The sequence below is a fragment of the Pseudolabrys taiwanensis genome (assembly GCF_003367395.1).
In the GTDB taxonomy this organism is placed as follows: domain Bacteria; phylum Pseudomonadota; class Alphaproteobacteria; order Rhizobiales; family Xanthobacteraceae; genus Pseudolabrys; species Pseudolabrys taiwanensis.
In genome coordinates, this window is record NZ_CP031417.1 from 3,584,228 (window position 1) to 3,607,314 (window position 23,087).

Annotated in this window: 19 protein-coding genes; 9 read left to right on the forward strand and 10 right to left on the reverse strand. The window is 64.2% G+C overall.

Going from position 1 to position 23,087, the window contains the following annotated elements; genetic code table 11:
- Nucleotides 1–54 precede the first annotated feature (54 nt).
- The 3 genes from DW352_RS17050 to DW352_RS17060 are packed head-to-tail and all read left to right on the forward strand — an operon-like array spanning nucleotide 55 to nucleotide 3,223.
- Nucleotides 55–534, forward strand: a complete 480-nt coding sequence (locus DW352_RS17050; RefSeq protein WP_115692459.1) for a MarR family winged helix-turn-helix transcriptional regulator — start codon at nucleotides 55–57, stop codon at nucleotides 532–534.
- A complete protein-coding gene (locus tag DW352_RS17055) occupies nucleotides 531–1,676 on the forward strand; it encodes an HlyD family secretion protein (RefSeq protein WP_115692460.1) in 1,146 nt (381 codons plus the stop codon). Before DW352_RS17050 ends, DW352_RS17055 begins: the two co-directional genes overlap by 4 nt.
- Nucleotides 1,673–3,223 (forward strand): DHA2 family efflux MFS transporter permease subunit, encoded by a 1,551-nt coding sequence (locus DW352_RS17060; RefSeq protein ID WP_115692461.1) that lies wholly within the window; start codon nucleotides 1,673–1,675, stop codon nucleotides 3,221–3,223. Before DW352_RS17055 ends, DW352_RS17060 begins: the two co-directional genes overlap by 4 nt.
- Nucleotides 3,224–3,335: 112 nt before the next feature.
- Here DW352_RS17060 and DW352_RS17065 read toward each other — a convergent pair whose 3' ends face one another.
- The 10 genes from DW352_RS17065 to pcaF all read right to left on the reverse strand — a co-directional run bounded on the left by DW352_RS17065 (nucleotide 3,336) and on the right by pcaF (nucleotide 14,842).
- Nucleotides 3,336–4,457 (reverse strand): CaiB/BaiF CoA transferase family protein, encoded by a 1,122-nt coding sequence (locus DW352_RS17065; RefSeq protein ID WP_115692462.1) that lies wholly within the window; start codon nucleotides 4,455–4,457, stop codon nucleotides 3,336–3,338.
- Between the two features lie 119 nt (nucleotides 4,458–4,576).
- Nucleotides 4,577–5,746, reverse strand: coding sequence for an acyl-CoA dehydrogenase family protein (locus DW352_RS17070; RefSeq protein ID WP_115692463.1), 1,170 nt, complete (start codon nucleotides 5,744–5,746; stop codon nucleotides 4,577–4,579).
- Between the two features lie 214 nt (nucleotides 5,747–5,960).
- The gene (locus tag DW352_RS17075) at nucleotides 5,961–7,064 is read right to left on the reverse strand and encodes a 5-methyltetrahydropteroyltriglutamate--homocysteine S-methyltransferase (RefSeq protein ID WP_115692464.1); all 1,104 of its coding nucleotides are present in this window, start codon (nucleotides 7,062–7,064) and stop codon (nucleotides 5,961–5,963) included.
- A 159-nt stretch (nucleotides 7,065–7,223) separates the two neighbouring features.
- On the reverse strand, nucleotides 7,224–8,327 hold the full coding sequence (locus DW352_RS17080) for a 5-methyltetrahydropteroyltriglutamate--homocysteine S-methyltransferase (protein ID WP_115692465.1): 1,104 nt from the start codon (nucleotides 8,325–8,327) through the stop codon (nucleotides 7,224–7,226).
- 172 nt (nucleotides 8,328–8,499) lie between these two features.
- Nucleotides 8,500–9,612 (reverse strand): 5-methyltetrahydropteroyltriglutamate--homocysteine S-methyltransferase, encoded by a 1,113-nt coding sequence (locus DW352_RS17085; protein WP_115692466.1) that lies wholly within the window; start codon nucleotides 9,610–9,612, stop codon nucleotides 8,500–8,502.
- A gap of 42 nt (nucleotides 9,613–9,654) precedes the next feature.
- Nucleotides 9,655–10,521 (reverse strand): methylenetetrahydrofolate reductase, encoded by an 867-nt coding sequence (locus DW352_RS17090; protein WP_115692467.1) that lies wholly within the window; start codon nucleotides 10,519–10,521, stop codon nucleotides 9,655–9,657.
- A gap of 16 nt (nucleotides 10,522–10,537) precedes the next feature.
- Complete coding sequence (locus tag DW352_RS17095; RefSeq protein WP_115692468.1) at nucleotides 10,538–11,980, reverse strand: hypothetical protein; 1,443 nt, start codon at nucleotides 11,978–11,980, stop codon at nucleotides 10,538–10,540.
- 305 nt (nucleotides 11,981–12,285) lie between these two features.
- Nucleotides 12,286–12,897: a protocatechuate 3,4-dioxygenase subunit alpha gene (pcaG, locus tag DW352_RS17100; protein ID WP_115692469.1), complete on the reverse strand. Its 612-nt coding sequence runs from the start codon at nucleotides 12,895–12,897 to the stop codon at nucleotides 12,286–12,288.
- On the reverse strand, nucleotides 12,897–13,604 hold the full coding sequence (gene pcaH / locus DW352_RS17105; protein ID WP_115692470.1) for a protocatechuate 3,4-dioxygenase subunit beta: 708 nt from the start codon (nucleotides 13,602–13,604) through the stop codon (nucleotides 12,897–12,899). Before pcaH ends, pcaG begins: the two co-directional genes overlap by 1 nt.
- A 32-nt stretch (nucleotides 13,605–13,636) precedes the next feature.
- Nucleotides 13,637–14,842: a 3-oxoadipyl-CoA thiolase gene (pcaF, locus tag DW352_RS17110; protein WP_115692471.1), complete on the reverse strand. Its 1,206-nt coding sequence runs from the start codon at nucleotides 14,840–14,842 to the stop codon at nucleotides 13,637–13,639.
- A gap of 150 nt (nucleotides 14,843–14,992) precedes the next feature.
- On the opposite strand from pcaF, the gene DW352_RS17115 reads away from it, so the two are divergent.
- From DW352_RS17115 to DW352_RS17140, 6 genes are all read left to right on the forward strand, one after another.
- Nucleotides 14,993–15,445: a DUF3237 domain-containing protein gene (locus DW352_RS17115; protein ID WP_115692472.1), complete on the forward strand. Its 453-nt coding sequence runs from the start codon at nucleotides 14,993–14,995 to the stop codon at nucleotides 15,443–15,445.
- Between the two features lie 154 nt (nucleotides 15,446–15,599).
- Nucleotides 15,600–16,811 carry an ABC transporter substrate-binding protein gene (locus DW352_RS17120; RefSeq protein ID WP_115692473.1) on the forward strand — a complete coding sequence of 404 codons (1,212 nt, stop codon included), beginning with the start codon at nucleotides 15,600–15,602 and terminating at the stop codon, nucleotides 16,809–16,811.
- A 98-nt stretch (nucleotides 16,812–16,909) separates the two neighbouring features.
- Nucleotides 16,910–17,719 (forward strand): crotonase/enoyl-CoA hydratase family protein, encoded by an 810-nt coding sequence (locus tag DW352_RS17125; protein ID WP_115692474.1) that lies wholly within the window; start codon nucleotides 16,910–16,912, stop codon nucleotides 17,717–17,719.
- 112 nt (nucleotides 17,720–17,831) lie between these two features.
- Nucleotides 17,832–19,706 carry a feruloyl-CoA synthase gene (locus tag DW352_RS17130; RefSeq protein ID WP_115692475.1) on the forward strand — a complete coding sequence of 625 codons (1,875 nt, stop codon included), beginning with the start codon at nucleotides 17,832–17,834 and terminating at the stop codon, nucleotides 19,704–19,706.
- A gap of 169 nt (nucleotides 19,707–19,875) precedes the next feature.
- On the forward strand, nucleotides 19,876–21,738 hold the full coding sequence (locus DW352_RS17135) for a feruloyl-CoA synthase (RefSeq protein WP_115692476.1): 1,863 nt from the start codon (nucleotides 19,876–19,878) through the stop codon (nucleotides 21,736–21,738).
- Between the two features lie 13 nt (nucleotides 21,739–21,751).
- Nucleotides 21,752–22,993, forward strand: a complete 1,242-nt coding sequence (locus DW352_RS17140) for a thiolase family protein (protein ID WP_115692477.1) — start codon at nucleotides 21,752–21,754, stop codon at nucleotides 22,991–22,993.
- Nucleotides 22,994–23,087 lie beyond the last annotated feature (94 nt).

The window sequence follows — 23,087 nt, forward strand, 5'->3', positions numbered from 1 at the left end:
TTGTACTTATTATAAGCGTGCTTATTATATCGAGGCTGATAAAGAGTTAGGCCCATGCCAAAGTTCCCGATCGAGCGCGAAATTGCCTTTGCTCTCAAGGACGTATCCCGGATGCTGGCGACCTATGCCGACCAGCAGGGACGCGACTTTGGGATTTCGAGTGCGCAGTGGAGCGTGCTGGTCCGGCTGGATCGAAGCGAGGGTCTCAAGCAGTCCGAACTCGCCGAGTTGCTCGACCTCCAGCCGATTTCGCTCACCCGTCTGCTCGACCGTCTCGCCGACAATGGCCTGATCGAACGCCGCGCGGATCCGAATGATCGCCGCGCCAACCGCCTTTATCTGACGCCGGCTGCTCGCCCGATGCTGGAGCAACTCGGCGAACTCAGCAAACGCCTGATGGAAACCGTGCTGGACGGACTCGGCGCCGAATCGCGTGAGCGGCTCGCGCGCGATCTCAACGTCTTGAAGGACAACCTTCGCGCCGCCATCAACCGCAACGCCCAACCGCAAACCAACAAAGTTCTCATATCATGAGTGACAAAGCCCTGAAGGTCGTTCCCCAGCCGGAGGCGAAGTCGGCGCCCGAAAGCGAGGCCGATACTTCCGCCCAGAGTGGCGCGGCGCCACGCATGGACCGCAAGCGCCTGCGCATGATCCTGCTGATCGTGCTGCCGCTGATCGCGGTTCTGGCGGGCATCGGCATTTATCTGACCGGCGGCCGCTACATCTCCACCGACAATGCGTATGTCGGCGCCCAGAAAGTGCTGATCACGCCCGACATCGCCGGCAAGATCGTGCGTGTCGCCGTGCGCGAAGGCCAGCACGTCAAGCCGGGCGACGAACTTTTCACGCTCGACCAGGTGCCTTTCTCTCTCGCTCTCGACCAGGCCAAGGCAAAGGTCGATGCCGCGCGCGTGGATTACGAGAAAGCGATGACCAGCCTCAAGTCGCTGCGCAGCATGGCCGACTTGGCGCAGAAGAGCGTCGAGCTTAAGCAACGCGATCTCGACCGCAAGACCAAGCTCGTTGCCACACAGGCCGGCTCCGCCGCCGACGTCGACACCGCGGCCGCCTCGCTGGTGACAGCTCAGACGATCGCGCAATTCACCGTCCAGCAGCGCGACACGACGCTGAGCCAGTTGCTCGGCGATCCCGAGCTGCCGCTCGAGCGCTTCCCGGAGTATGTGCAAGCCAAGGCTGCGCTCGCGGACGCGCAGCGAAACTACGACCACACGATCGTGCGCGCGCCGATCTCCGGCACCGCGACGCAGGTCGACAACATTCAGATCGGTCGCTTCGTCCCCGCTGGCACGCCGATCCTCAGCGTCATCGACGATCAGGCGCCGTGGGTGGATGCCAATCCGAAGGAGACGGACATCACCTATCTCCGCGTCGGGCAGAAGGTGACGCTCGACGTCGACTCCTTCCCGGACCACACCTTCACCGGTCACGTCGTCGCGGTCAGCCCCGGCACGGGCGCGCAGTTCTCGATCCTGCCGCCGCAGAACGCGTCGGGCAATTGGGTCAAAGTCGTGCAACGCGTGCCCGTGCGCATCGCCTTCGACAAGGATGAGGCGATCCGACGTCTGCGCGCCGGCATGAGCGTCAACGTGTCGATCGACACCGGCCATAGCCGCCTGCCGTTCGGTTCCGCCATGGCGAAGGACGCCCAATGACGGCCGGTTCAGCGATGGCGCCGGGCTTCAGGCGCACGCTGATCACAGTGTGCGCCATGACGGCCACGATCATGCAGGCGCTCGACACGACGATCGCCAACGTGGCCCTGCCCTATATGCAGGGCTCGTTGTCGGCGTCGCTCGACCAGATCAACTGGGTGCTTACCTCCTACATCGTCGCGGCCGCCATCATGACGGCGCCGATGGGCTGGCTGTCGGACCGTTTCGGCCGCAAGAAGCTGTTCATCACCTGCGTCTCCGGCTTCACCGTCGCCTCGTTACTCTGCGCTCTCGCCCAGAACATCGAGCAGATGGTGCTGTTCCGTCTGCTGCAAGGCATGGCCGGCGCTGCGCTGGTGCCGCTGTCCCAATCGGTGCTGCTAGACGCCTATTCGGTCGAGGAACGCAGCCAGGCGATGGCGATCTGGGGCATCGGCGTGATGCTCGGCCCGATCATGGGCCCGACATTGGGCGCATGGCTCACCGACAATTACTCGTGGCACTGGGTATTCCTGATCAACCTGCCGATCGGCATCATCACCGTGCTCGGCCTGATGACGTTCATGGACGAGACCGAGACGCAGGGACATCTGCGCTTCGACTGGTTCGGCTTCATCGCTCTCGCCGTCGGCATCGGCTCGCTGCAGTTGTTGCTCGACCGCGGCGAACAGGTCGGCTGGTTTGACTCCAACGAGATCTGGATCGAGGCGATCATCTCGGCGGTCGGCTTCTATTACTTCTTCGCTCATTCGCTGACGACGCCCGAACCCTTCGTCCGCTTCGAGCTGTTCAAGGACCGCAACTTTGTCTCGGGCGTCGTGTTCATGGTGGTGATCGGCGTGGTGCTGTTCGGCACCATGGCACTCGTCACGCCGTTCATGCAGAACCTGCTCGGCTATCCGATCCAGACCGCGGGCTTTCTACTCGGCTCGCGCGGCATCGGCACGCTGTTGACGATGATGGCGGCGCCGCGGCTGATGCGGCTGATCGAAAGCCGCTATCTGATCCTAACCGGACTCGCGCTCACCGGCGCGACGCTCTACCACATGACCGCCTTCTCGCTCGACACGACGCAGACCACGATCGTGGTGACGAGCATCGTGCAGGGCGTCGGCCTCGGCCTCTTGTTCGTGCCGATCACTTCGGTGGCGTTCACGACCCTGCCCGGCCATCTGCGGACCGGCGGCACCGCCATGCTGACTCTGGTGCGCAACATCGGCTCCTCGATCGGCATCTCCATGGTGATCGCGCAGCTCACCAGCGGCACGACATACATGCACGCGCGGCTGACAGAGAACGTGACGCCCTTCAACAACGCGCTGCAGATGCCGGACGTTGCCGGCACGCTGAACCTGCAAAGCGACACCGGCCGGGCGCTGCTCGACTCAATCGTCACGCAGCAGGCGAATTTGATCGCCTACCTCAACGACTACAAATTGCTGATGTACCTGACCCTGATCATGATCCCGCTGGTGTGGATCATCGGCACCAGCCGCAAGCAGGCCACGGGCGGCGCGCATGACGATGAGCCGGTGGTGATCGACTAATCAAAGCGGTCGTTCCGGGCGAGCGCACCGCGCGAGAGCCGGAATCCAGTACTCCGTGCCTATCGAACAGCTGCGGCGTACCGGATCCCCGCCTTCGCGTAGACGACAGAGCTCACTTTCCGAACTCCGCCCTCACCCTCTCCGTATGCTCGCCGAGCGCCGGCACGGCGCCATACGTTCGCGCGTCACCCGCGATCATGGGCGCCGGCGCCGGTGTCGACACCGGACCCGTGGGCGAGCCGACCGTGAGACGCCGCAAATGCGGATGCCGGCCCAGCAGCGCCGTATCGTTGACGCGTGCGAACGCGATATCGGCGGCGGCGAGCTTCTGCTCCAGCTCGGCCACATCCAGGGCCGCGAACGCCTCCGCCACCCGACCGTCGGTCTCGCCGCGGCGCTTCATGCGTTCGACATTCGTGGCGAAAGCGGGATCGGCGGCGAGCGCCTTGTCGCCCATGACCTTTTCGGCCAACGCGCGCCATTCGCGGTCGTTCTGGATCGAAATCAGGATGTCGGCGTCGTCGCGGCTCTTGAAGACGCCGTAAGGCGAGATCGAGGGATGCGCGAGGCCGATGCGTTGCGGAGTCTTGCCGCCCTCGTGCTGCAACAGCGGCACCGTCATCCAGTCGGCCATCGAATCGAACATCGACACCGCAATCGCCGCGCCTTCGCCGGTACGGCCACGCGCGATCAGCGCCTCCAGGATCGCCTGATAGGCGTTCATGCCGGTCGCGATATCGACCACCGACACGCCGACGCGCGACGCCGTTTCCGGTCCGCCGGTGATGGACGACAGGCCGCTGTCGGCCTGGATCAGGAGGTCATACGCCTTGCGCTGCGCATAAGGTCCGCTCTCGCCATAGCCGGAGATCGAGCAACAAATGAGCCGCGGATAATCCTTGCGCAGGCGCTCGACTGCGAAGCCGAGCTTAGCCAGCGCACCGGGCTTGAGGTTCTGCACGAACACGTCGGCCTTGGCGAGCATGGCCTCGAGCAGCGCCTTGTCCTCGGCCCTGCCGATATCGAGCACCACCGATTCCTTGCCGCGATTGAGCCAGACGAAGTACGCGCTTTCGCCATGCACCAGATGATCGTAGCCGCGGGCGAAATCGCCTTCCGGCCGCTCGACCTTGATCACCCGCGCGCCGGCATCGGCGAGCTGGCAGGTGCAGCGTGGCGCCGCAACGGCTTGTTCGACGGAAACGACGAGGAGGCCTGAGAGGGGGAGAGTCATTTGAGAACTCACAACAATTCACTGTCGTCCCGGGCGAGCGAAGCGAGACCCGGGACCCATACGCCGCAGTCTATCGATAGGTCACGGCGTATGGGTCCCCGCCTCCGCGGGGACGACGATTAGTAAGACCTCGGCAGCCCGAGCACATGTTCGGCGAGATACGATAGGATCATGTTGGTCGAGATCGGCGCCACTTGATAAAGCCGCGTCTCGCGGAATTTGCGTTCGACGTCGTATTCCTCGGCGAAGCCGAAGCCGCCATGCGTCTGCACGCACATGTCGGCCGCGGCCCACGACGCGTCCGCCGCCAGAAGCTTGGCCATATTGGCTTCCGCGCCGATGTCGGCGCCCGCCTCGTATTTGCGCGCCGCCTCGTGCACCATCAATTCGGCTGCGCGCATCTGCGCATATGCCCGCGCGATCGGAAACTGCACGCCCTGGTTCTTACCGATCGGCCGGCCGAACAGCTCGCGCTCCTTGGCGTAGTTCGTTGCCTTGGCGATGAACCACTTGGCATCGCCGATGCACTCGGCCGCGATCAGGATGCGCTCGGCGTTCATGCCGGACAGGATATAGCGAAAGCCCTTGCCTTCCTCGCCGATCAGGTTCTCCGCCGGCACGCGCAGGTCGTCGAAGAAGATCTGCGTCGTCGCATGGTTCATCATCGTGCGGATGGGCGTGATCGACATGTTGGTGCTTTGCGCCAGCCGCATGTCGACCAGGAACACCGATAGACCGTCGGTGCGCTTCTGCGCCTGCTCACGCGGTGTCGTGCGCGCGAGCAGTAACATCAGATCGGAATGCTCGGCGCGCGAGGTCCAGATTTTCTGACCGTTGATAACGTAGTGATCGCCCTCTTTGCGCGCCGTCGTACGGAGCGACAAGGTATCCGTACCGGACGTGGGCTCCGTCACGCCGAAGGCCTGCAGGCGCAACTCGCCGGTCGCGATCTTCGGCAGATAGCGCTCCTTCTGTGCCGGCGAGCCGTGCCGCAGGATCGTACCCATCGTATACATCTGGGCATGGCAGGCCGCGCCGTTGCTGCCGGAGGCATGCACTTCTTCGAGGATCGCCGCGGCGGCGCTGATCGTGAGGCCGCTGCCACCGTATTCTTCCGGGATCAGCGCGGCGAGATAACCGGCCTCGGTCAGCGCCTTGACGAAGGCGGTCGGATAGGCTCGCTCGCGATCGAGCTCCCGCCAGTAATCGCCGGGAAACTTGGCGCACAACGCGCGCACGCTCTCGCGGATATCGGCATAAGGATCGATGTCGGTATGGGGCTTGGTCATGGGGACCCATTCTTGTCATCACCGGGCCGCCACGCAACCGCGAGTCCCGGTGATCCCGCTTATGCTGCTACAGTGCCTACCTAAGCGGGATGGCATACGCAACTCGGGCCCGCCCGAGTTGCGTCAAGTCAATATCACCGCGAGTCGGGTAAACCCGACTTGCGGTGACAAGCCCGGCCATGACGGAGGTATCGTGAGTGGCACCTTGCGCGGGTTACCCCCACACCTCTTGGGCCAACTCGACGATCATGCGCAGCTTCGCCCACTGCTCCTCCTCGGCGAGCGCGTTGCCCTCCTCGGTCGAGGCGAAGCCGCACTGCGGCGACAGGCAGAGCTGGTCGAGCGACGTGAACTTGGCGGCCTCGTCGATGCGCCGCTTGATCTCGTCGCGGCTCTCGAGCTTGCCGGTCTTCGTCGTAACGAGGCCGAGCACCACCGTCTTATCCTTCGGCAGCAGCTTGAGCGGATCGAACGAGCCGGCGCGCGGCGAATCGTACTCCATGAAGAAGCCGTGCACCTTGATCTTATTGAACAGGATCTCCTGCACGGCCTCGTAGCCGCCGGCGCCCATATACGTCGACTTGTAGTTGCCGCGGCACATATGCATGGTGATGGTCATGTCGGCGGGAATGTCCGACATGGCGACATTGATGAGATCGGCGTAGAGCTCGCCAAGCTTCTCCGGATCATCGCCGCGATCGCGCATCTGCTGGCGGTACTTCTCGTCGCAAAGCATGGCGATGAATACTTCATCGAGCTGCAAATAGCGGCAACCGGCATTGGCGAAATCGCGCACCGCCTTTTTGTATGCGAGGCCCAGATCCTCGAACATCTTGTCGAGCTGCGGATAGACCCCCTTGTCGACCGGCGTCAGGATCGGCCGGCCCCACAGTGCCGACGGCGCGGGAATGGTGATCTTCGGCGTCTGCCTGGTGTGCGCGGCAACGAACTTGAAATGCTCGATCATCGGATGATGCGCCGAGCCGATCTTGCCGGTGACCTTGGTGCCCTCGTTGCGCGTGTTGACCGCGGCAAACGCAACGCCACTGTCCATCACATGCTTGTCGATGCCGTCGAGCCCCCACAGAAAGTCGAGATGCCACCATGAGCGGCGAAACTCGCCGTCGGTGATCGACTTGAGGCCGACCTCTTCCTGCTTCTTGATGACACGCTCGATCTCGCGGTCTTCCACCGCCTTCAGGGCGGCGGCGTCGATCTCACCCTTGGCTGCCTTGTCGCGCGCCTCCTTCAGCGCAGCGGGACGCAGCAGACTGCCGACATGATCGGCGCGAAAGGGCGGCTTGGTGCGTTGAGACATGCTTGTTTCTCTCCCTTTTTCTTCCTTATCCCTCCCCGGAAAGGGGAGGGTGGACGCGAGCGCTAGCGAGCGGACGGGTGGGGTGTCGCTCGATAATGGCCCCCACCCGGCGAGCTTCGCTCGCCACCCTCCCCCGCAAGCGGGGGAGGGATAAGAGAGCTACCTTCCCCACACCTCTTCCGCCAACTCGACGATCATCCGCAGCTTGGCCCATTGCTCTTCCTCGGCGAGCACATTGCCCTCTTCGGTCGAGGCAAAGCCGCATTGCGGCGAGAGACACAGCTGCTCCAGCGGCACGAATTTCGTCGCCTCGTCGATGCGGCGTTTGATGTCATCCTTGGACTCGAGCTTGCCGCTCTTCGAGGTCACGAGACCCAGCACCACCTGCTTGTTGCCCTTGAGATGGCGGAGCGGCTCGAAACCACCCGCGCGGTCGGTATCGAACTCGAGGAAGTAGCCGTCGATGTTGACCTTGCCGAGCAAGTGTTCGGCGACAAACTCGTAGCCGCCCGAGGCGATGAAGGTGGAGCGGAAGTTGCCACGGCAGGAATGCATGGTGACGGTCATGTCCGCCGGCTTGCCTTCCAGCGCCGCGTTGGTCACCTCCGCATACTTGGCCGGTAGACTGTCGGGCTCGTCGCCGCGCTCACGCGAATGCGCGCGCTCCTTCGGATCGCAGATCATCGCCCAGGCGGTGTCGTCGAGCTGCAGATAGCGGCAACCGGCGTCGTAGAAGGCGCGGATCGCCTTTTTCCAGGTCGCAGCGACGTCGGCGAAGTACTGATCGAGATCGGGATAGACTTCTTTCGAGATCATCACCCGGCCCTGGCGGAAGTGGAATGTCGATGGCGCCGGGATCGTCATCTTCGGCACGGTCTTGCACACGCTCTTCAAAAACTTGAAGTGCTCGAGATGCGGGTGGCCGGCGAAGTCGACCTTGCGGTTGATCTTGACCGCCTCGCTCTTGGTTAGCACGCCGTGAAATTTGATCGGCGGCGCTTCGATGAAGTCGACGCCCTGCAGGCCGCGAAAGAAATCGAAGTGCCACCACGAGCGGCGGAACTCGCCGTCGGTGGCGAGCTTGAGGCCGATCTCCGCCTGCTTGGCGACGATCTTCTCGATCTCGCGGTCTTCGATTTCCTTCAGCGCCGCCGCGTCGATCGCGCCTTGGGCGAATTTGGCGCGGGCTTCTTTCAGCGGCGCCGGGCGCAGCAGGCTGCCGACGTGATCGGCACGAAAGGGTGGCGTGGTCCGGGCGGACATGTGGTTTCGCTCCCTGCTCAGCGGCGCGCGGGTTAGCCCCGCTGCACCTTATTCTCGGCAGTCATGCCCCGCGAAAGCGGGGCATCCAGTATTCGGAGCCTATCGGCTCAAATATCCAGAGGGAATACTGAATCGCCCGCTTTCGCGGGCGATGACAGCATCGGCAATGAGGTTACTTCCCCCACACTTCCTTGGACAGGTCGACCACCATCTTGAGCTTGGCCCACTGTTCGTCCTCGGCCAGCACGTTGCCTTCCTCGGTCGAAGCGAAGCCGCACTGCGGCGACAAAGCGAGCTGATCGAGCGCGACGAACTTGGTCGCCTCCTCGATGCGCTTCTTCACGTCGTCCTTCTTCTCCAGCGTGCCGCTCTTGGAGGTGATCAGGCCGAGCACCACGACCTTGTTGCCCTTCGGCAGGAAGCGCAACGGCTCGAAACCGCCGGCGCGATCGGTGTCGTATTCGAGGAAGTAGCCGTCGTAGTTGCACTTCTCGAGCAGACTTTGCGCCACCGGCTCATAGCCGCCGGACGAGATGAAGGTCGAACGGAAGTTGCCGCGGCAGACATGGGTCGTGATGACCATGTCGGCGGGTTTGGCTTCCAGCGCCTTGTTGATGCACTTGGTGTAGGTGTCCTGCAGGTGATCGACGTCGAGGCCACGCTCGCGCGCCTTCTTCAGCTCTTCCTGCGAGCAGAGATAGGCCCAGGCGGTGTCGTCGAACTGCAGATAGCGGCAGCCGGCGTCGTAGAACGCCTTGATCGCCTTCTGATAGGCGATGGCGAGGTCGTCGAAGATGGCGTCGCGGTTCGGATAGGCGCTCGCGGCGACCGAACCAGGCTCGAGACGGAAGTGCATGACCGTCGGCGACGGAATGCACATCTTCGGCGTCTTCGTGGCGTGCGCCTTGACGAACTTGAAGTGCTCGATCATCGGGTGATTGGCGGCGAAGCCGATCTTGCCCGTGACCTTCAGCACCTTCATCTTGGTCTGCATGCCCTGGAACTGGATGCCGTGGTCGGACAGCTCCACGTCCACGCCGTCGAGCATGCCGTAGAAATCGTAATGCCAGAACGAGCGGCGGAATTCACCGTCGGTGATCGCCTCGAGACCGATCTCTTCCTGCTTCTTGATGATCTTCTCGATCTCGCGATCTTCGACTTCCTTGAGCTGGGCGTCGTTGATCTCACCCTTCTCGTGCTTGGCGCGCGCTTCCTTGACGGGCGCGGTGCGCAGAATGCTGCCGACATGATCCGCCCGGAACGGCGGCTTGGTGCGTTGAGCCATAATTTCCTCCGCGAAATACCCCGGCCGCGGACGCGGCGGGCCTTAAGATGGGTGAGCCATAGCACGGGTTTCACCGTGCGTCCTGCGCGCCACTTCGCATGCATAGCGCGCGGTTTCAACTACGCCGCCGAAGGAAAAATAATGCGGGGCGATGTCGCCGAGACCTGACGCCACGGCGAGCGTGTCGACGATGCGATCCGGGCCGACATTGCCGATGAGGCCCGTCGCCGCGCCCGACACGAGACCGCGCAGCGAGGCGCCGACTCCGCAGCGCTTGGCGTAACGGAAGAGCGCCGGCACGCTGGTCGGCCCGGCCATGCCGACTTTCACCGGCAGCCTGATGCCACTCGCTCGCAATTGCTGCAGCCATGCCAGGATGCGCTCCGGCGAGAACGAGAATTGACTGACAAGGTGAACGGACAGGCCCTGCGCCACCGCCACCGCGATCTTGGCGTCGAGCGCCGCTTCGAGCCGCCCCGGCGAAATGCGCGGATGGCCCTCGGGATAAGCGCCGATCCCGACGGTTTCGATACCGGCCTCGCGCAGGCGGCCCTTCTGCAACACCGCGAGCGCGTCCTGATAAGGTCCGGCGCTGTCGACGTCGCCGCCGATCACCAATAGCCGGCGCACATCGGCCTCACCGCGCAGGCCGCCGATGAGCTCCTTGAGATGCTGTTCGTTCGGCAGCCGGCGCGCGGCAATATGGATGACCGGCTCGAGGCCGGCTTTGCGCAGATTAGCCGCGCCCTGGATGATTTCGGCAAGTCCGACGGTCGGCACCGCGGTGAAATAGACCTCGGTGCCGGCCGGCAGGATCGCGGCCAAAGCCGCGACCTCGTTTGCATCCGGCCGCGTCGCTTCGATCGAGAAGCGGCGCCCGAAATCCATGGTTGGCGCGGGCGCGGTCATCGGCGCGGACCGCCGTTTAATCGCGGCGGCGGGAAATGACGAAAGATTCGTCATAGAACCACAGGCCTCCGTGCTGCTGCAGCACGTCGCGTGTGGCGTCGATATAGCGGCGGTCGGCGTTCACATCGGACAGCCGGTCGTCCTCCACCTGCGCCACGTAGATCGCCGCGTTCCAGGCGGCGAGCAACGTCGAGGTGCCGATCGACGAGGAAATCTCCGACGGCAGCGTGTGCATTTCGTAGCGGAATAGCGCGCGCTGGTCGGAATAGGCGTTGAAGTTCAGATCGCGCCCGCCCGCGCCGAGTTCGTGCTTCACCGCTTTCAAGAGGTCGTAGCGGTTGTGCATGAACGGATTATCCTCCGGCCAAACCTTGTGGATCACCTCCATGCCCGGATCGTTGCCGTAGGATTGGATGGTGATCATGCGGCCGCCCGGGCCGAGTGCGCGGGCAAGCGGCGCCAAGACGCGCTTGGCCTTGAACTCGAGCGAGGCACGCGCGCGATAAGGCTGCGAGGCGATGACGAGATCGTAGTCGGCATTCGTGCCGCCGGGCTTCGGGATGACCTGGTCGAGCAGGAATTTGTGGTCGTTGCGATAGAGCACCAGAATGACCGGTCGCTCATAGACCGGGTTGCCGCTCTTCGCCGACACGCGCGCCTTCCAGCTTTCCGCCAGGAACGGCTCGAGATCGGTGATCTGCTTCTCGAAGGAATGGGCGGTGTTGCCGTCCATCGCCACTTCCTTCCAGATCAGACTGGTGGCGGCGCTGAGCGACTTGGTCGCCAGCCACGGCGCCTCGGCATAAGCGAGGTTGGTGAGCACGACGACGCTGGCCGGATGCTCGACGAAACGGTCGGGCAGCTTCTGCAACGTCAGGCGCACGTCCTCGAGGCTGATCTCCTTGCCGACGATGTAGAACGGCATGGTCGGGAAGCGGTCGTGCATCGAGCGCATCACGCGCGCGAGCACCGTGCCGTCGCCGACGCCGGCATCGAACAGGCGCACCGCCGGCGGATGCGGATGGATGTTGGCGAGTTCCTGGCTGACGCGGTTCGCGACTTCCCACTTCTCGCTGCAAGTGTTCACGAACAGCAGATATTTCTGCCGGTTATCGAAGAAGCGGAAATTCCGCTGCGGATCGTCGCTGGCCTGGCCTTCCGCGACCGGCGGCGCCGGCGGTGTGATCTGTGGCAGCGCCGAGGTGTGGCTGGGCGTACCCGGCGTCGCGCCGGACGTACTTGAAGGATCGAACAGTACGCGCCGGCGGCCCGGCGCATCTTCGGCGCTGGTTGTCATGAATGCCCTGATGCGTTCGAGCGTGTCGGTCGTGATACGGCCGCCATTGCGGAGGCGGCTGGCGAGTTTTCCGTCATTGACGGCACGGCGGCCGAAGGTGGATTCGGCGAGCCCGCGCAGGCGGCAGAAATCGGTGATTTCCTGAAGGATTTGCTCGTTCATAAGCACTGTCCTTGGCGCGTTTCCAAATCGGCTCTGACCGGCCGTTATGCGCTCAAGCGAAACAATTCAGCCCCCCGCCGTCAACCACAAAACGTCGTAAAGAAAGTTGGGCAGCAACAGTGGGCAACGCAGAATAGGCTTCAAACGTAATATTTTTGCTCGAAATCAGCCACTTCCCGCAATGCAAGACGCAAACATTAAATTTTGCAGTGGGCCAAGACCCACTCGAGTGGGCAAAAGAAAAGGGGCGGAGCGCCGTACGCTCCACCCCTGAAAATCAGCAATCATGCGTCCGGATCGACGCGCTAGACGTCGAAGAACACGGTCTCGTTATCGCCCTGGACGCGGATGTCAAAGCGATAGACGGTCGCGTCGCCCTGCGTCTGCTTCTTGGCGATGAGCGTGTCGCGGCGATCGGCCGGCACCAGTGCCAGGATCGGGTCGCTGCCGTTCGCGGCTTCGCCGGCAAAATACATGCGGGTGTAGACCTGCCGCAGCATGCCGCGCGAGTAGATGCAGAACACGATGTGCGGCGCCTGCGGCTTGCCGTTCGGCCCGGGCACCGAACCGGGCTTGATGGTCGAGAAGCCGAACACGCCTTCCTTGTTGGTGGCGGAGCGACCGAAGCCCTTGAACTGCGTGTTCGGCCGGCGGCTGTCATAGGGGCTCGCGTAACGGCCTTGTGCGTCCGCCTGCCAGATCTCGATCATCGCGTCGTTGATCGGCTTGCCGTCGCCATCGACGATCTGGCCTTCGACGCGGATCTTCTCGCCGGTCGCGTCGGGCGTGATCAAATCGTCGCCGACGGTTTCCTTCCAGCTATAGGTGCCATCCGGATCCCAATGGGCGCGGCCCTTCGGCGTGAGGCCATAGGCAAAGAACGGACCGACGGTTTGCGAGGGAGTAATTTCCGACATTAGTGCTTGTCCGTATCGAGAGGGGTGGCTTCACGGCCGCGCAGGACGATGTCGAAGTGGAAGGCAAGCGCCCAGTCGGGAACGGTGTTTTCGAGGTCGAAGGTCGACACCATGCGCATGCGCGCCTTCTCGTCGGGGACCGAATTGAAGATCGGGTCGAACGGGAACAGGTAGTCGCCCGGGAAGTACATCTGCGTGACGAGACGCGACAAGAACGAGTGGCCGAACACCGAGAAGTGGATGTGGTTCGGCCGCCAGGCATTGTGATGGTTGCCCCACGGATAGGCGCCCGGCTTGATCGTGATGAACTTGTAGTAGCCGTTCTTGTCGGTGATTGTGCGGCCGGCACCGGTGAAATTCGGATCGAGCGGCGCCGGATGCTGGTCGACGATGTGCACGTAGCGGCCGCAGGCATTGGCCTGCCAGATCTCCACCAGCGTGTCCGGGATCGGGCGCTTGTCCTCGTCGAGCACGCGGCCGTGTACGATGATGCGCTCGCCGAGCGGCTCGCCCTTGGCCTGCTTGGTCAGATCGTTGTCGCCTTCCTGGATCGCATCGTGGCCGTAAACCGGTCCGGTGAGCTCGGACAACGTGTGCGGCACAATGATCAGCGGCTTCGAGGGAGAGCGCTTGACCGTGCTCTTGTATTCCGGGGTTAGATGTTTGGGATAAGCGTTCAGGCTTTCCCGCGGGTAGATGAGCGACATTGTTGTTGTTCCTTAGTCCTTGGGCCCGTTCTTTAACTGACGCGTTCGATTGCGAGCGACACGCCCTGGCCTACGCCGACGCACATGGTGGCAAGTCCGAGCTTGCCGCCACGTTCTTCCAAACCATGCGTCGCCGTCAACGCCAGCCGTGCACCCGACATGCCGAGCGGATGGCCGAGCGCGATAGCCCCGCCATGCGGATTGACGTGCTCGGCATCGTCGGACAGCCCGAGCTGGCGCAGCACCGCGAGCGACTGCGAGGCGAAAGCTTCGTTGAGCTCGATGATATCGAACTGGCTGATCTTGAGCCCCAGCCGCGCCATCAGCTTCTGCGTCGACGGAACGGGACCGATGCCCATGATGCGCGGCGGCACGGCGGCCGAAGCCATGCCCAGAATGCGCGCGCGGGGCGTCAGCCCATGCGCCTTCACCGCCGCTTCCGAGGCGATGATCAGCGCGGCCGCGCCGTCGTTGACGCCGGACGCGTTGCCGGCGGTGACCGTGCCGGGATTGCGGAACGGCGTCTTCAGCTTGGCCAGCTGCTCCATCGTGGTTTCACGCGGATGCTCGTCCTTGTCGACCTTGACCACCTCACCCTTACGGCCGGCGATCTCGACCGGGACGATCTCCTTGGCGAAGTAGCCGGCGGCAATCGCCTTGGCGGCACGCTGTTGCGAACGGAATGCGAAGGCATCCTGATCGGCCCGCGTGACTTGGAAATCCTCGGCGACGTTTTCGCCGGTCTCCGGCATGGAATCGACGCCGTATTGCGCCTTCATCAACGGGTTGATGAAACGCCAGCCGATCGTCGTGTCGAAGATCTCGGCCGAACGCGAGAAGGCTTCCGTGGCCTTGCCCTGTACGAAGGGCGCGCGCGTCATCGACTCGACGCCACCGGCGATCGCGAAGTCCATATCGCCCGCACGAATGGCGCGGGCGGCGGTTCCCACCGCATCGAGGCCGGAGGCGCAAAGGCGGTTGAGCGTCACGCCCGGCGCCTCGACCGGCAGCCCTGCGAGCAGCGCGGCCATGCGGGCGACGTTGCGGTTGTCCTCGCCCGCCTGGTTAGCGCAGCCGAGGAACACCTCGTCGAGCTTACTCCAATCGACCTTCGGATTGCGCGCCATGAGCGCCTTGATCGGAATGGCGGCCAGATCGTCGGTCCGCACCTTGGCGAGCGCGCCTGCATAACGGCCGATGGGGGTACGAACTGCATCGCAGATGAAAACGTCACGCATAATCGCTTCCTAACTCCATCGCTATTACGCCGTCCTGAGGCGAAAACGAGCGAACTCGCACGCTTCTCGGTCGCGGCCCCGTATTTACGGCCCGGCCCGGACAGGGTCAAATGCACCTCCTTTTAATTGGGGCTCCGACAATCGCCTGCCATGCTTACCGCGCAACCCATCTTCACGATCCGCTGCGAACTCGAAGGCATCATGAGCCTCGGCCAAACGCCATTGGGCGAGCGCCGCATCATCAATATTCTCGGCGGGCCGGTGACCGGACCTAAACTCAACGGCCGGGTGCTGCCCGGCGGCGCCGATTGGCAAATCATCCGTGCCGACGGCGCTGCCGACATCCAGGCGCGCTACACCATCGAGACAGATGCCGGCGCGCGCATTCTCGTTTCGAGCGAGGGCCTGCGTCACGGCCCACCGGAAGTCATGGCCCGGCTCGCGCGCGGCGAGAATGTCGACCCGACGCTGTACTATTTCCGCACCGTCATGCGCTTCGAAACCGCCGAACCGGCGGTCGACTGGATGAATCGCATCCTGGCCATCGCCCACGGGCAGCGCGAGGCGCGTGCGGTCAAACTCGACGTCTACGAAGTCCTGTAACTCAGCCGCGACCGGACGAAGCGCGGCCTCCCGGCACCTGCGCGTGAATTGTTGTCGGCGACAACAATCTTGACGAATTTTGTTGTCCCTGACAACATTCGCCCACGGCAGACAAAAAATACCACCACGCCGCTCACGTCCCCGGGAGGACCCCATGCTGAGCTCTCTTCGCTATGCCGCGCTGGCGGCCGCATTGATCGCCGCGCCCGCGCTGGCCGAACAGAACGGCACGCTGCGCATCGGCGTCATGAACGACATGTCGAGCGTCTACGCCGACTTCCAGGGCCCGGGCTCGGTGCTCGCCGCCCAGCTCGCGGTCGAGGACTTCGCCAAGCAATCCAAGCGTAAGGTCGAGGTGATTTCGGCCGACCACCAGAACAAGCCGGACGTCGGCGCCGGCATCGCGCGGCGCTGGTTCGACGTCGAAGGCGTCGACATGGTCATCGACCTGCCGAACTCGGCGGTGGCGCTCGCCGTCTCCGACATCGGCCGTGAGAAGAACAAGGTCGTGATCGGCTCGGGCGCCGGCACCGCCGCGCTGACCGGGCCGCGTTGCTCGCCCAATTTCGTGCATTGGACCTACGACACCTGGGCTTTCGGTCACGGCACCGCGCGCGGCGTGCTCGCACAGGGCGGCAAGACCTGGTTCTTCATCACCGCCGACTACGCCTTCGGCCACGACCTCGAGAAACAGGCGACCGATGAGGTGAACGCCAGCGGCGGCAAGGTGCTTGGCGTCGTGCGCCATCCGCTCGGCACCAACGACTTCTCGTCGTTCCTGCTGCAAGCACAAGCGTCGAAGGCCGACGTCGTGGCGCTCGCCAATGCCGGCGGCGACACCGTCAACGCCATCAAACAGGCCGCCGACTTCAAGATCGGCGAGAAGCAGAAGATCGTCGCGCTGATCTTCGACCTGCAGAGTGTGCCGGCGATCGGTCTGAAGACCGCGCAGGGCCTGACCGCGATCAATGCTTGGTACTGGGATCTCAACGACGACACGCGCGCCTTCGCCAAGCGTTTCGCCGAGCGTCACCCGAAGAAGATGTATCCGAACCACATGCACGCCGGCGTGTATTCCGCCGTGCTGCATTACCTCAAGGCCGTCGACAAGGTCGGCTCGCCGACCGACGGCAAGGCCGTGGTCGACGCGATGAAGGCGATGCCGACCGACGATCCGCTCTACGGCAAGGGCACCATTCGCGCCGACGGCCGCAAGATCCACCCGCTCTATCTCTTGCAGGTGAAATCCCCGGAGGAATCGAAGAGCGAATGGGACGCCTTCAAGATCACCGGCACCATTCCGGCCGACAAAGCATTCCGTCCGCTGGCGGACGGCGGCTGCCCGCTGGTTGCCGGCGCCAAGTAACCGCACAGGTTCGTGAAGCCGTTGCTTGGCAAACGACATCGTCACATGATCGCGCCGCTGCCCATCACGATCGGCAGCGGCGTCAGCAGGAGTGTTAAGTGAATTCGACGCGGTCTACCGATCACTGGCAGGCATCCCTGCCGTCTTCCGTCCAAGCCGAGCGGCAAGGGCCGGTCGCGATCCTGCGCCTCAACCGCGCGCACAAGCGCAACGCGCTCGACGACGAAACCGTGCTCGGTATCGAAGCCTTCTTCGACAACCTGCCCGACGACGTCCTGTCGGTACTGCTGTGCGGCGATGGTGAACACTTCTCGGCAGGTCTCGATCTGAGCGAGCTTGAAGAGCGCGACATCCAACAGGGCATCGCGCATTCGCGCGTCTGGCACCGCGCCTTCGAGAAGATCCAGTACGGCCGCGTTCCGGTCGTCGCTGCGCTGCACGGCGCCGTGGTCGGTGGCGGCCTCGAGCTCGCCGCGTCGGTCCATGTGCGCGTCGCGGAGCGCTCGGCCTATTACGCGCTGCCGGAAGGCAGCCGCGGCATCTATGTCGGCGGCGGCGGCTCGGTGCGACTGCCGCGCCTTATCGGCGTCGCGCGGATGATGGACATGATGCTGACCGGCCGCACTTACTCGGCCGAAGAAGGCTTGGCGATCGGCCTCACCACCTACCTCGTTGAGACCGGCAAAGGCTTTGCCAAGGGCCTGGAACTCGCCACCCGCATCGCCTCAAACGCGCCGCTGACCAACTTCGCGGTGACGCAGGCGCTGCCACGCATCGCCGAAATGGCACCTGGTTCGGGCTTTGCCATGGAAGCGCTGATGGCCTCCATCGCGCAGGCCGATCCGATGGCGAAAGACAGGCTCAAGGCATTTCTTGAAAAGCGCGCACCGAAGGTCACGCGCTCGTGACGACCGATGCCAGGCCGCGCCTCAAGCCGGCCCGGAAATAAGCTTCTCTTGAGGCCCGCGGACGGCGCCTCGTAACGTTGCGCAAGACAACGACAACAAGATCAGGGATGAAATGCCATTGCCGAACCGCCAGGTAGAATTCACGGCCGCACCGCTCCGCGCGGTGCGCCTCGGCGCGCCTGACGCCGTCGTGGAGCGTCGGCCGGACGGAACGCTCTACGTGCGCGCCGGCAAGCCGCTCGCCGCGTATCACGACAAGATCAGTGAGCCACTGGAGCATTGGGCGAAAGCGACGCCCGATCGCGTGTTCCTCGCGCAGCGCGACAGCGAGGGACGGTGGCGCGAATTGACTTACGCGCAGGTATTCGATGCGGTGAAGCGCATCGGCGCATCGATCCTGCGGCGCGGCCTGTCGGCGGAGCGGCCGATTGCCGTGCTGTCGTCCAACTGCATCGAGCAGGCGCTGCTCGGCCTCGCCGCCATGTATGTCGGCGTGCCTTACGCGCCGATCTCGCCGGCCTATTCGCTGATGTCGAGCGACTTCGGCAAATTGCGCGCGATCCTCGATTTGCTGACGCCGGGCCTGGTCTTCGCCAACGACGGCACGGCCTTCGCCCGCGCCATCGATGCGATCGTTCCTGCCGATGTCGAAGTGGTGGTGACGCGCAATGCGCCTGCCGACCGCAAGGTCACGTTATTCGCCGAACTGATCGGCTCAGAGGACCGTGCGGGCGTTACGGCCGCGCATGATGCCGTGACGCCGGACACCATCGCCAAGTTCCTGTTCACCTCGGGCTCCACCGGCACGCCGAAAGGCGTGATCAACACGCATCGCATGATGTGTTCGAATCAGGCGATGCTCGCCGCCGGCTTCCCCTTCGTCACCGACGAGCCGCCGGTCGTGCTCGACTGGCTGCCCTGGAGTCACACGTTCGGCAGCAACCACAACTTCAACATGGTGCTCGTGAACGGCGGCTCGCTTTACATCGACGACGGCAATCCGACGCCGCCGGGCGTGCCGAAGACGGCGCGGAACCTGCGCGAGATCGCGCCGACCATCTATTTCAACGTGCCGAAGGGCTATGAAGCGCTGATCCCACACCTGCGCGCCGACGAGACGCTGCGCAATAACTTCTTCCGCCGGCTGAAGGTGCTGTTCTATGCCGGCGCCGCGCTCAACCAGATGACGCGCGACGAATTCAACAAGATTGCGATCGAGACCACCGGCGAGCGTGTCGTCTTTCTTTCTTCGCTCGGCTCGACGGAAACCGCGCCGCTTGCGTTGGCGTGCACCTGGGATTTCGAGAGCTCAGGCAATATCGGCCTGCCGGCGCCGGGCGTCGAGCTCAAGCTGGTGCCGAACGAGGGCAAGCTAGAAGCGCGGCTGCGCGGCCCGCTCATCACCCCCGGCTATTGGCGGCAGGCGCACCTGACCCGCGATGCGTTCGACGACGAAGGCTTCTACAAGATCGGCGATGCGCTCAAATTCGCCGACCCCGACGATCCGCTCAAAGGCCTGCTGTTCGACGGCCGCATCGCCGAAGATTTCAAACTGACGACCGGCACGTGGGTCAGCGTCGGCCCGCTGCGCGCGCGCTTCATCGACTTCTTCGCGCCATATGTGCGCGATGTCGTCTTCGCCGGGCAGAACCAGGACGACATCGCCGCGCTGATATTCCCGGACGTCGAAGCCTGCCGCAAGCTGGCCGGTCTCGGTCCCGACGCGACACCGGCGCAGATCGTCGCCGATGCGACCGTGCGTAAGACATTCACCGAGCGCCTCACGCAACTCGCCGCCGACAGCCCCGGCTCGTCGACCCGCGTCATGCGCGCCCTGCTGATGCCCGACCTGCCGTCGATGGACAAAGGCGAGATGACCGACAAGGGCTCGATCAACCAGCGCGCGGTGTTGAAGAACCGCGCGGCGCTGGTGGATGAGCTTTATGCGGCGCCGCTCTCGAACAAGGTCATCGGAGTCGTGCGTTGAGAACTCGCGTCCTCAGCATCCGTCCCGCCCCCCTGAGGCGGCCGCCGCAGGCGGCCCTCGAAGGGCGACGGCCGAAACATCTGGGGCCGCTCATCCTTCGAGGCTCGCGCTGCGCGCTCGCACCTCAGCATGACGGGGAGAAGTTGGCGAACGGGCAGAGGTCGGCAGCATGAGCCTGGAAGCCACCCGCGCTCCGTCCACCAAAACGGCACACCGCCCGGTCAAACTCGGCCCGCAGGACGTCACGGTCGAGCGGCGCGCCGACGGCACGCTCATCCTGCGTTCGCCACAGCCGCTCGGGCCGTATCCAAAGAAGCTGACCGAACGGCTCGAATACTGGGCCGAGCGCACGCCCGATCGCACCTTCATGGCACAGCGCAATGCCAGCGGCGGCTGGCGTACGGTGACCTATGCGCAGGCGCTCGAAAGTGCGCGCGCCATCGGTCAGGCGCTGCTTCAGCACAACCTCTCGACCGATCGTCCCATCGTCGTCCTTTCCGGCAATGACATCGAACATGCGTTGATCGGTCTTGCCGCGATCTACATCGGTGTGCCTTATGCGCCGATCTCACCGGCCTATTCGCTGGTGTCGCAGGATTTCGCCCGCCTGCGGGCGATCTTCGATTTGATCACGCCGGGCCTCGTCTACGCCGCCGACGGCCAGACATTCGCCCGCGCCATCGAGACCATTGTGCCGAGCAACGTCGCGGTCGTGGTCGGCCGCAATCCGATCGCCGGCCGCACCTCGCTGTTCCAAGATCTGCGCGCAGCGCCGGGCACCGCCGTCGATGCCGCGCATGATGCGGTCGGGCCCGACACGATCGTCAAGTTCCTGTTCACCTCCGGCTCCACCGGCATCCCGAAATGCGTGATCAACACGCAGCGCATGTGGTGCGCCAATCAGGTGATGCTGCGGCAGGGGCTCGCCTATTTCCAGGACGAGCCGCCGGTGATCGTCGATTGGGCGCCCTGGCATCACACCGCCGGCGGCAACCACGACGTCGGCCTGGTGCTGTTCAATGGTGGCACTTTTTACATCGACGAAGGCAAGCCGCTGCCCGGCGCCATCGAAGAGACCGTGCGCAATCTGCGCGAGGTGCCGTCGACCTGGTACTTCACCGTGCCGAAAGGCTACGAGGCGCTGCTGCCGCATCTGCGCGCCGACGCCGAGCTGCGCCACACCTTCTTCAGCAAGGTGAAGGTGCTGTGGTTCGCCGGCGCCGGCATTGCGCAGCACGTGTTCGACGAGATGAATGCGCTCGCCGTGCAGTCCTGCGGCGAGCAGATCATGTTCTTGACCGGGTTCGGCGCCACCGAGACAGCGCCCTGCGCGCTGGCGCGCACCTGGGCGACGGACAACGCCGCCAATATGGGCCTGCCCGCCGCCGGCATGGAGCTCAAGCTGGTGCCGTTCGAAGGCAAAATGGAAGCGCGGGTGCGCGGCCCCAACATCACGCCCGGCTATTGGCGCCAGCCGGACTTCACCAAGGCCGCCTTCGACGAGGAAGGCTTCTACCGCCTCGGCGACACCTTCAAGTTCGCCGATCCGAGCGATCCCAAACAGGGTCTTCTCTTCGACGGCCGCATCGCCGAGGACTTCAAGCTCGCGACCGGCACCTGGGTCAATGTCGGCCCTTTGCGTGCGCAGTTCGTCGACGCCTTCAAGCCTTACGTGCGCGACGTGGTCTTCGCCGGGCTCGACCGCGATCACATTGCGGCCCTGGTGTTCCCGGACGTGGAGGCCTGCCGCAAGCTGACCCATCGCGCGCCAGAAGCGCCGGCGGAGCAGATCATCCAGCACTATCTGGTGCAGCAGCACTTCACGACATTGCTGGCGCACATGGCGAAGGCGAGCACGGGCTCGTCCAACCGCGTCGCCCGCATGATCCTGCTGACCGATCCGCCGTCGATGGACAGCGGCGAGATGACCGACAAAGGCTCGATCAACCAGCGCGCCGTTCTCAAGAACCGCGCCGCCCTGGTCGAGGAACTTTACGCCGACGAGATCTCGACGCGCGTGATCCGCATTTGAGGAGTGAAAGAGAGTGACAGCGAAATCCGCCGGTATCGGCGCCACCTTCGAAGACGCCTGGCTGATCGACGGCGTGCGCACGCCCTTCGTCGATTACAACGGCCCGCTGGCTCTGGTCTCGCCGATCGATCTCGGCATCAAGGCCGCGCGCGAGGCGTTCAAGAAGTCCGGCGTGTCGCCCAAGGATGTCGGCACGGTCATCACCGGCAACATGGCGCAGGCGAGCTTCGACGCCTACATGCTGCCGCGCCACATCGGCCTCTATTCAGGCGTGCCGGTCGAGACGCCCGCGCATCTGGTACAGCGCGTCTGCGGCACCGGCATCGAGGTGATCTCGCAAGCCTCCGACGCGATCTCGCTCGGCCGCGCCGAGCTCGCGCTCTGCGTCGGCGCGGAGAGCATGAGCCGCAATCCGGTCGCCGCCTATACGCATCGCGGCGGTTTCCGTATGGGCCAGATCGAGTTCAAGGACTTCCTGTGGGAAGCGCTGCTCGATCCGGGCGTCAACTGCACCATGGGCGACACGGCGGAGAATCTGGCCAAGCAGTACCAGATCACACGGCCTGAAGTGGACGCCTATGCGTCGCGCTCGTTCGACCGGGCGCTGAAGGCGCAGGCGAGCGGCTTTTTCGACGGCGAGATCGCATCGGTCGCTACGGAGAAGTTCGAGGTCGACGGCTTCACGACACGCGGCATCCGCATCAAGGACGAAGTGAAGTCTGATACGCATGTGCGGCCGTCGCCGGTGGAGGCGCTCGCGAAGATCAAGCCGGCCTTTGGCGGCGTGCAGACCGGCGGCAACTCCTCGGCCATCGTCGACGGCGCGGCCGCCGTGCTGGTCGGCAGCAAGGACTACGCCCGCCGGCAGGGAAAGACACCGCTCGCGCGCATCGTCGCCAGCGCGGCGGTGGGCGTGCCGCCTGAGATCATGGGCATCGGTCCGGTGCCCGCGATCAAGGCCGTGGTCGAACGCGCCGGCCTCACGCTCGATGACATCGGCCGCTTCGAGATCAACGAAGCCTTCGGCGCGCAGGTGATGGCCTGCGCCCGCGCGCTGCCGATCGACGAGAACAAGCTCAACGTCAACGGCGGCGCCATCGCGCTCGGCCATCCGCTCGGGGCCACCGGCGTGCGCCTGACCTTGACCTTGGCGCGAGAGCTCAAGCGCAGCGGCCTGCGCTATGGTATCTCCTCCGCCTGCATCGGTGGCGGCCAGGGCATTGCGCTGCTGATCGAGAATCCGGACGCGGCTTGATAACCGTGCCGTTCGTCCCCGCGAAAGCGGGGACCCAGTTGGGCCGTCCAATTGGATCCCCGCTTTCGCGGGAATGAACGGAGCGTGAGGCGAC

What these genes read in the sequence shown, in the direction of transcription:
- pcaH (WP_115692470.1), bottom strand. Translation starts at nt 13,604, where the DNA reads ATGTCGCTCATCTACCCGCGGGAAAGCCTGAACGCTTATCCCAAACAT.
- DW352_RS17130 (WP_115692475.1), top strand. Translation starts at nt 17,832, where the DNA reads ATGCCATTGCCGAACCGCCAGGTAGAATTCACGGCCGCACCGCTCCGC.
- DW352_RS17075 (WP_115692464.1), bottom strand. Translation starts at nt 7,064, where the DNA reads ATGTCTCAACGCACCAAGCCGCCCTTTCGCGCCGATCATGTCGGCAGT.
- DW352_RS17070 (WP_115692463.1), bottom strand. Translation starts at nt 5,746, where the DNA reads ATGACCAAGCCCCATACCGACATCGATCCTTATGCCGATATCCGCGAG.
- DW352_RS17060 (WP_115692461.1), top strand. Translation starts at nt 1,673, where the DNA reads ATGACGGCCGGTTCAGCGATGGCGCCGGGCTTCAGGCGCACGCTGATC.
- pcaG (WP_115692469.1), bottom strand. Translation starts at nt 12,897, where the DNA reads ATGTCGGAAATTACTCCCTCGCAAACCGTCGGTCCGTTCTTTGCCTAT.
- DW352_RS17135 (WP_115692476.1), top strand. Translation starts at nt 19,876, where the DNA reads ATGAGCCTGGAAGCCACCCGCGCTCCGTCCACCAAAACGGCACACCGC.
- DW352_RS17090 (WP_115692467.1), bottom strand. Translation starts at nt 10,521, where the DNA reads ATGACCGCGCCCGCGCCAACCATGGATTTCGGGCGCCGCTTCTCGATC.
- DW352_RS17120 (WP_115692473.1), top strand. Translation starts at nt 15,600, where the DNA reads ATGCTGAGCTCTCTTCGCTATGCCGCGCTGGCGGCCGCATTGATCGCC.
- DW352_RS17095 (WP_115692468.1), bottom strand. Translation starts at nt 11,980, where the DNA reads ATGAACGAGCAAATCCTTCAGGAAATCACCGATTTCTGCCGCCTGCGC.
- DW352_RS17085 (WP_115692466.1), bottom strand. Translation starts at nt 9,612, where the DNA reads ATGGCTCAACGCACCAAGCCGCCGTTCCGGGCGGATCATGTCGGCAGC.
- DW352_RS17115 (WP_115692472.1), top strand. Translation starts at nt 14,993, where the DNA reads ATGCTTACCGCGCAACCCATCTTCACGATCCGCTGCGAACTCGAAGGC.
- DW352_RS17050 (WP_115692459.1), top strand. Translation starts at nt 55, where the DNA reads ATGCCAAAGTTCCCGATCGAGCGCGAAATTGCCTTTGCTCTCAAGGAC.
- DW352_RS17065 (WP_115692462.1), bottom strand. Translation starts at nt 4,457, where the DNA reads ATGACTCTCCCCCTCTCAGGCCTCCTCGTCGTTTCCGTCGAACAAGCC.
- DW352_RS17080 (WP_115692465.1), bottom strand. Translation starts at nt 8,327, where the DNA reads ATGTCCGCCCGGACCACGCCACCCTTTCGTGCCGATCACGTCGGCAGC.
- pcaF (WP_115692471.1), bottom strand. Translation starts at nt 14,842, where the DNA reads ATGCGTGACGTTTTCATCTGCGATGCAGTTCGTACCCCCATCGGCCGT.
- DW352_RS17055 (WP_115692460.1), top strand. Translation starts at nt 531, where the DNA reads ATGAGTGACAAAGCCCTGAAGGTCGTTCCCCAGCCGGAGGCGAAGTCG.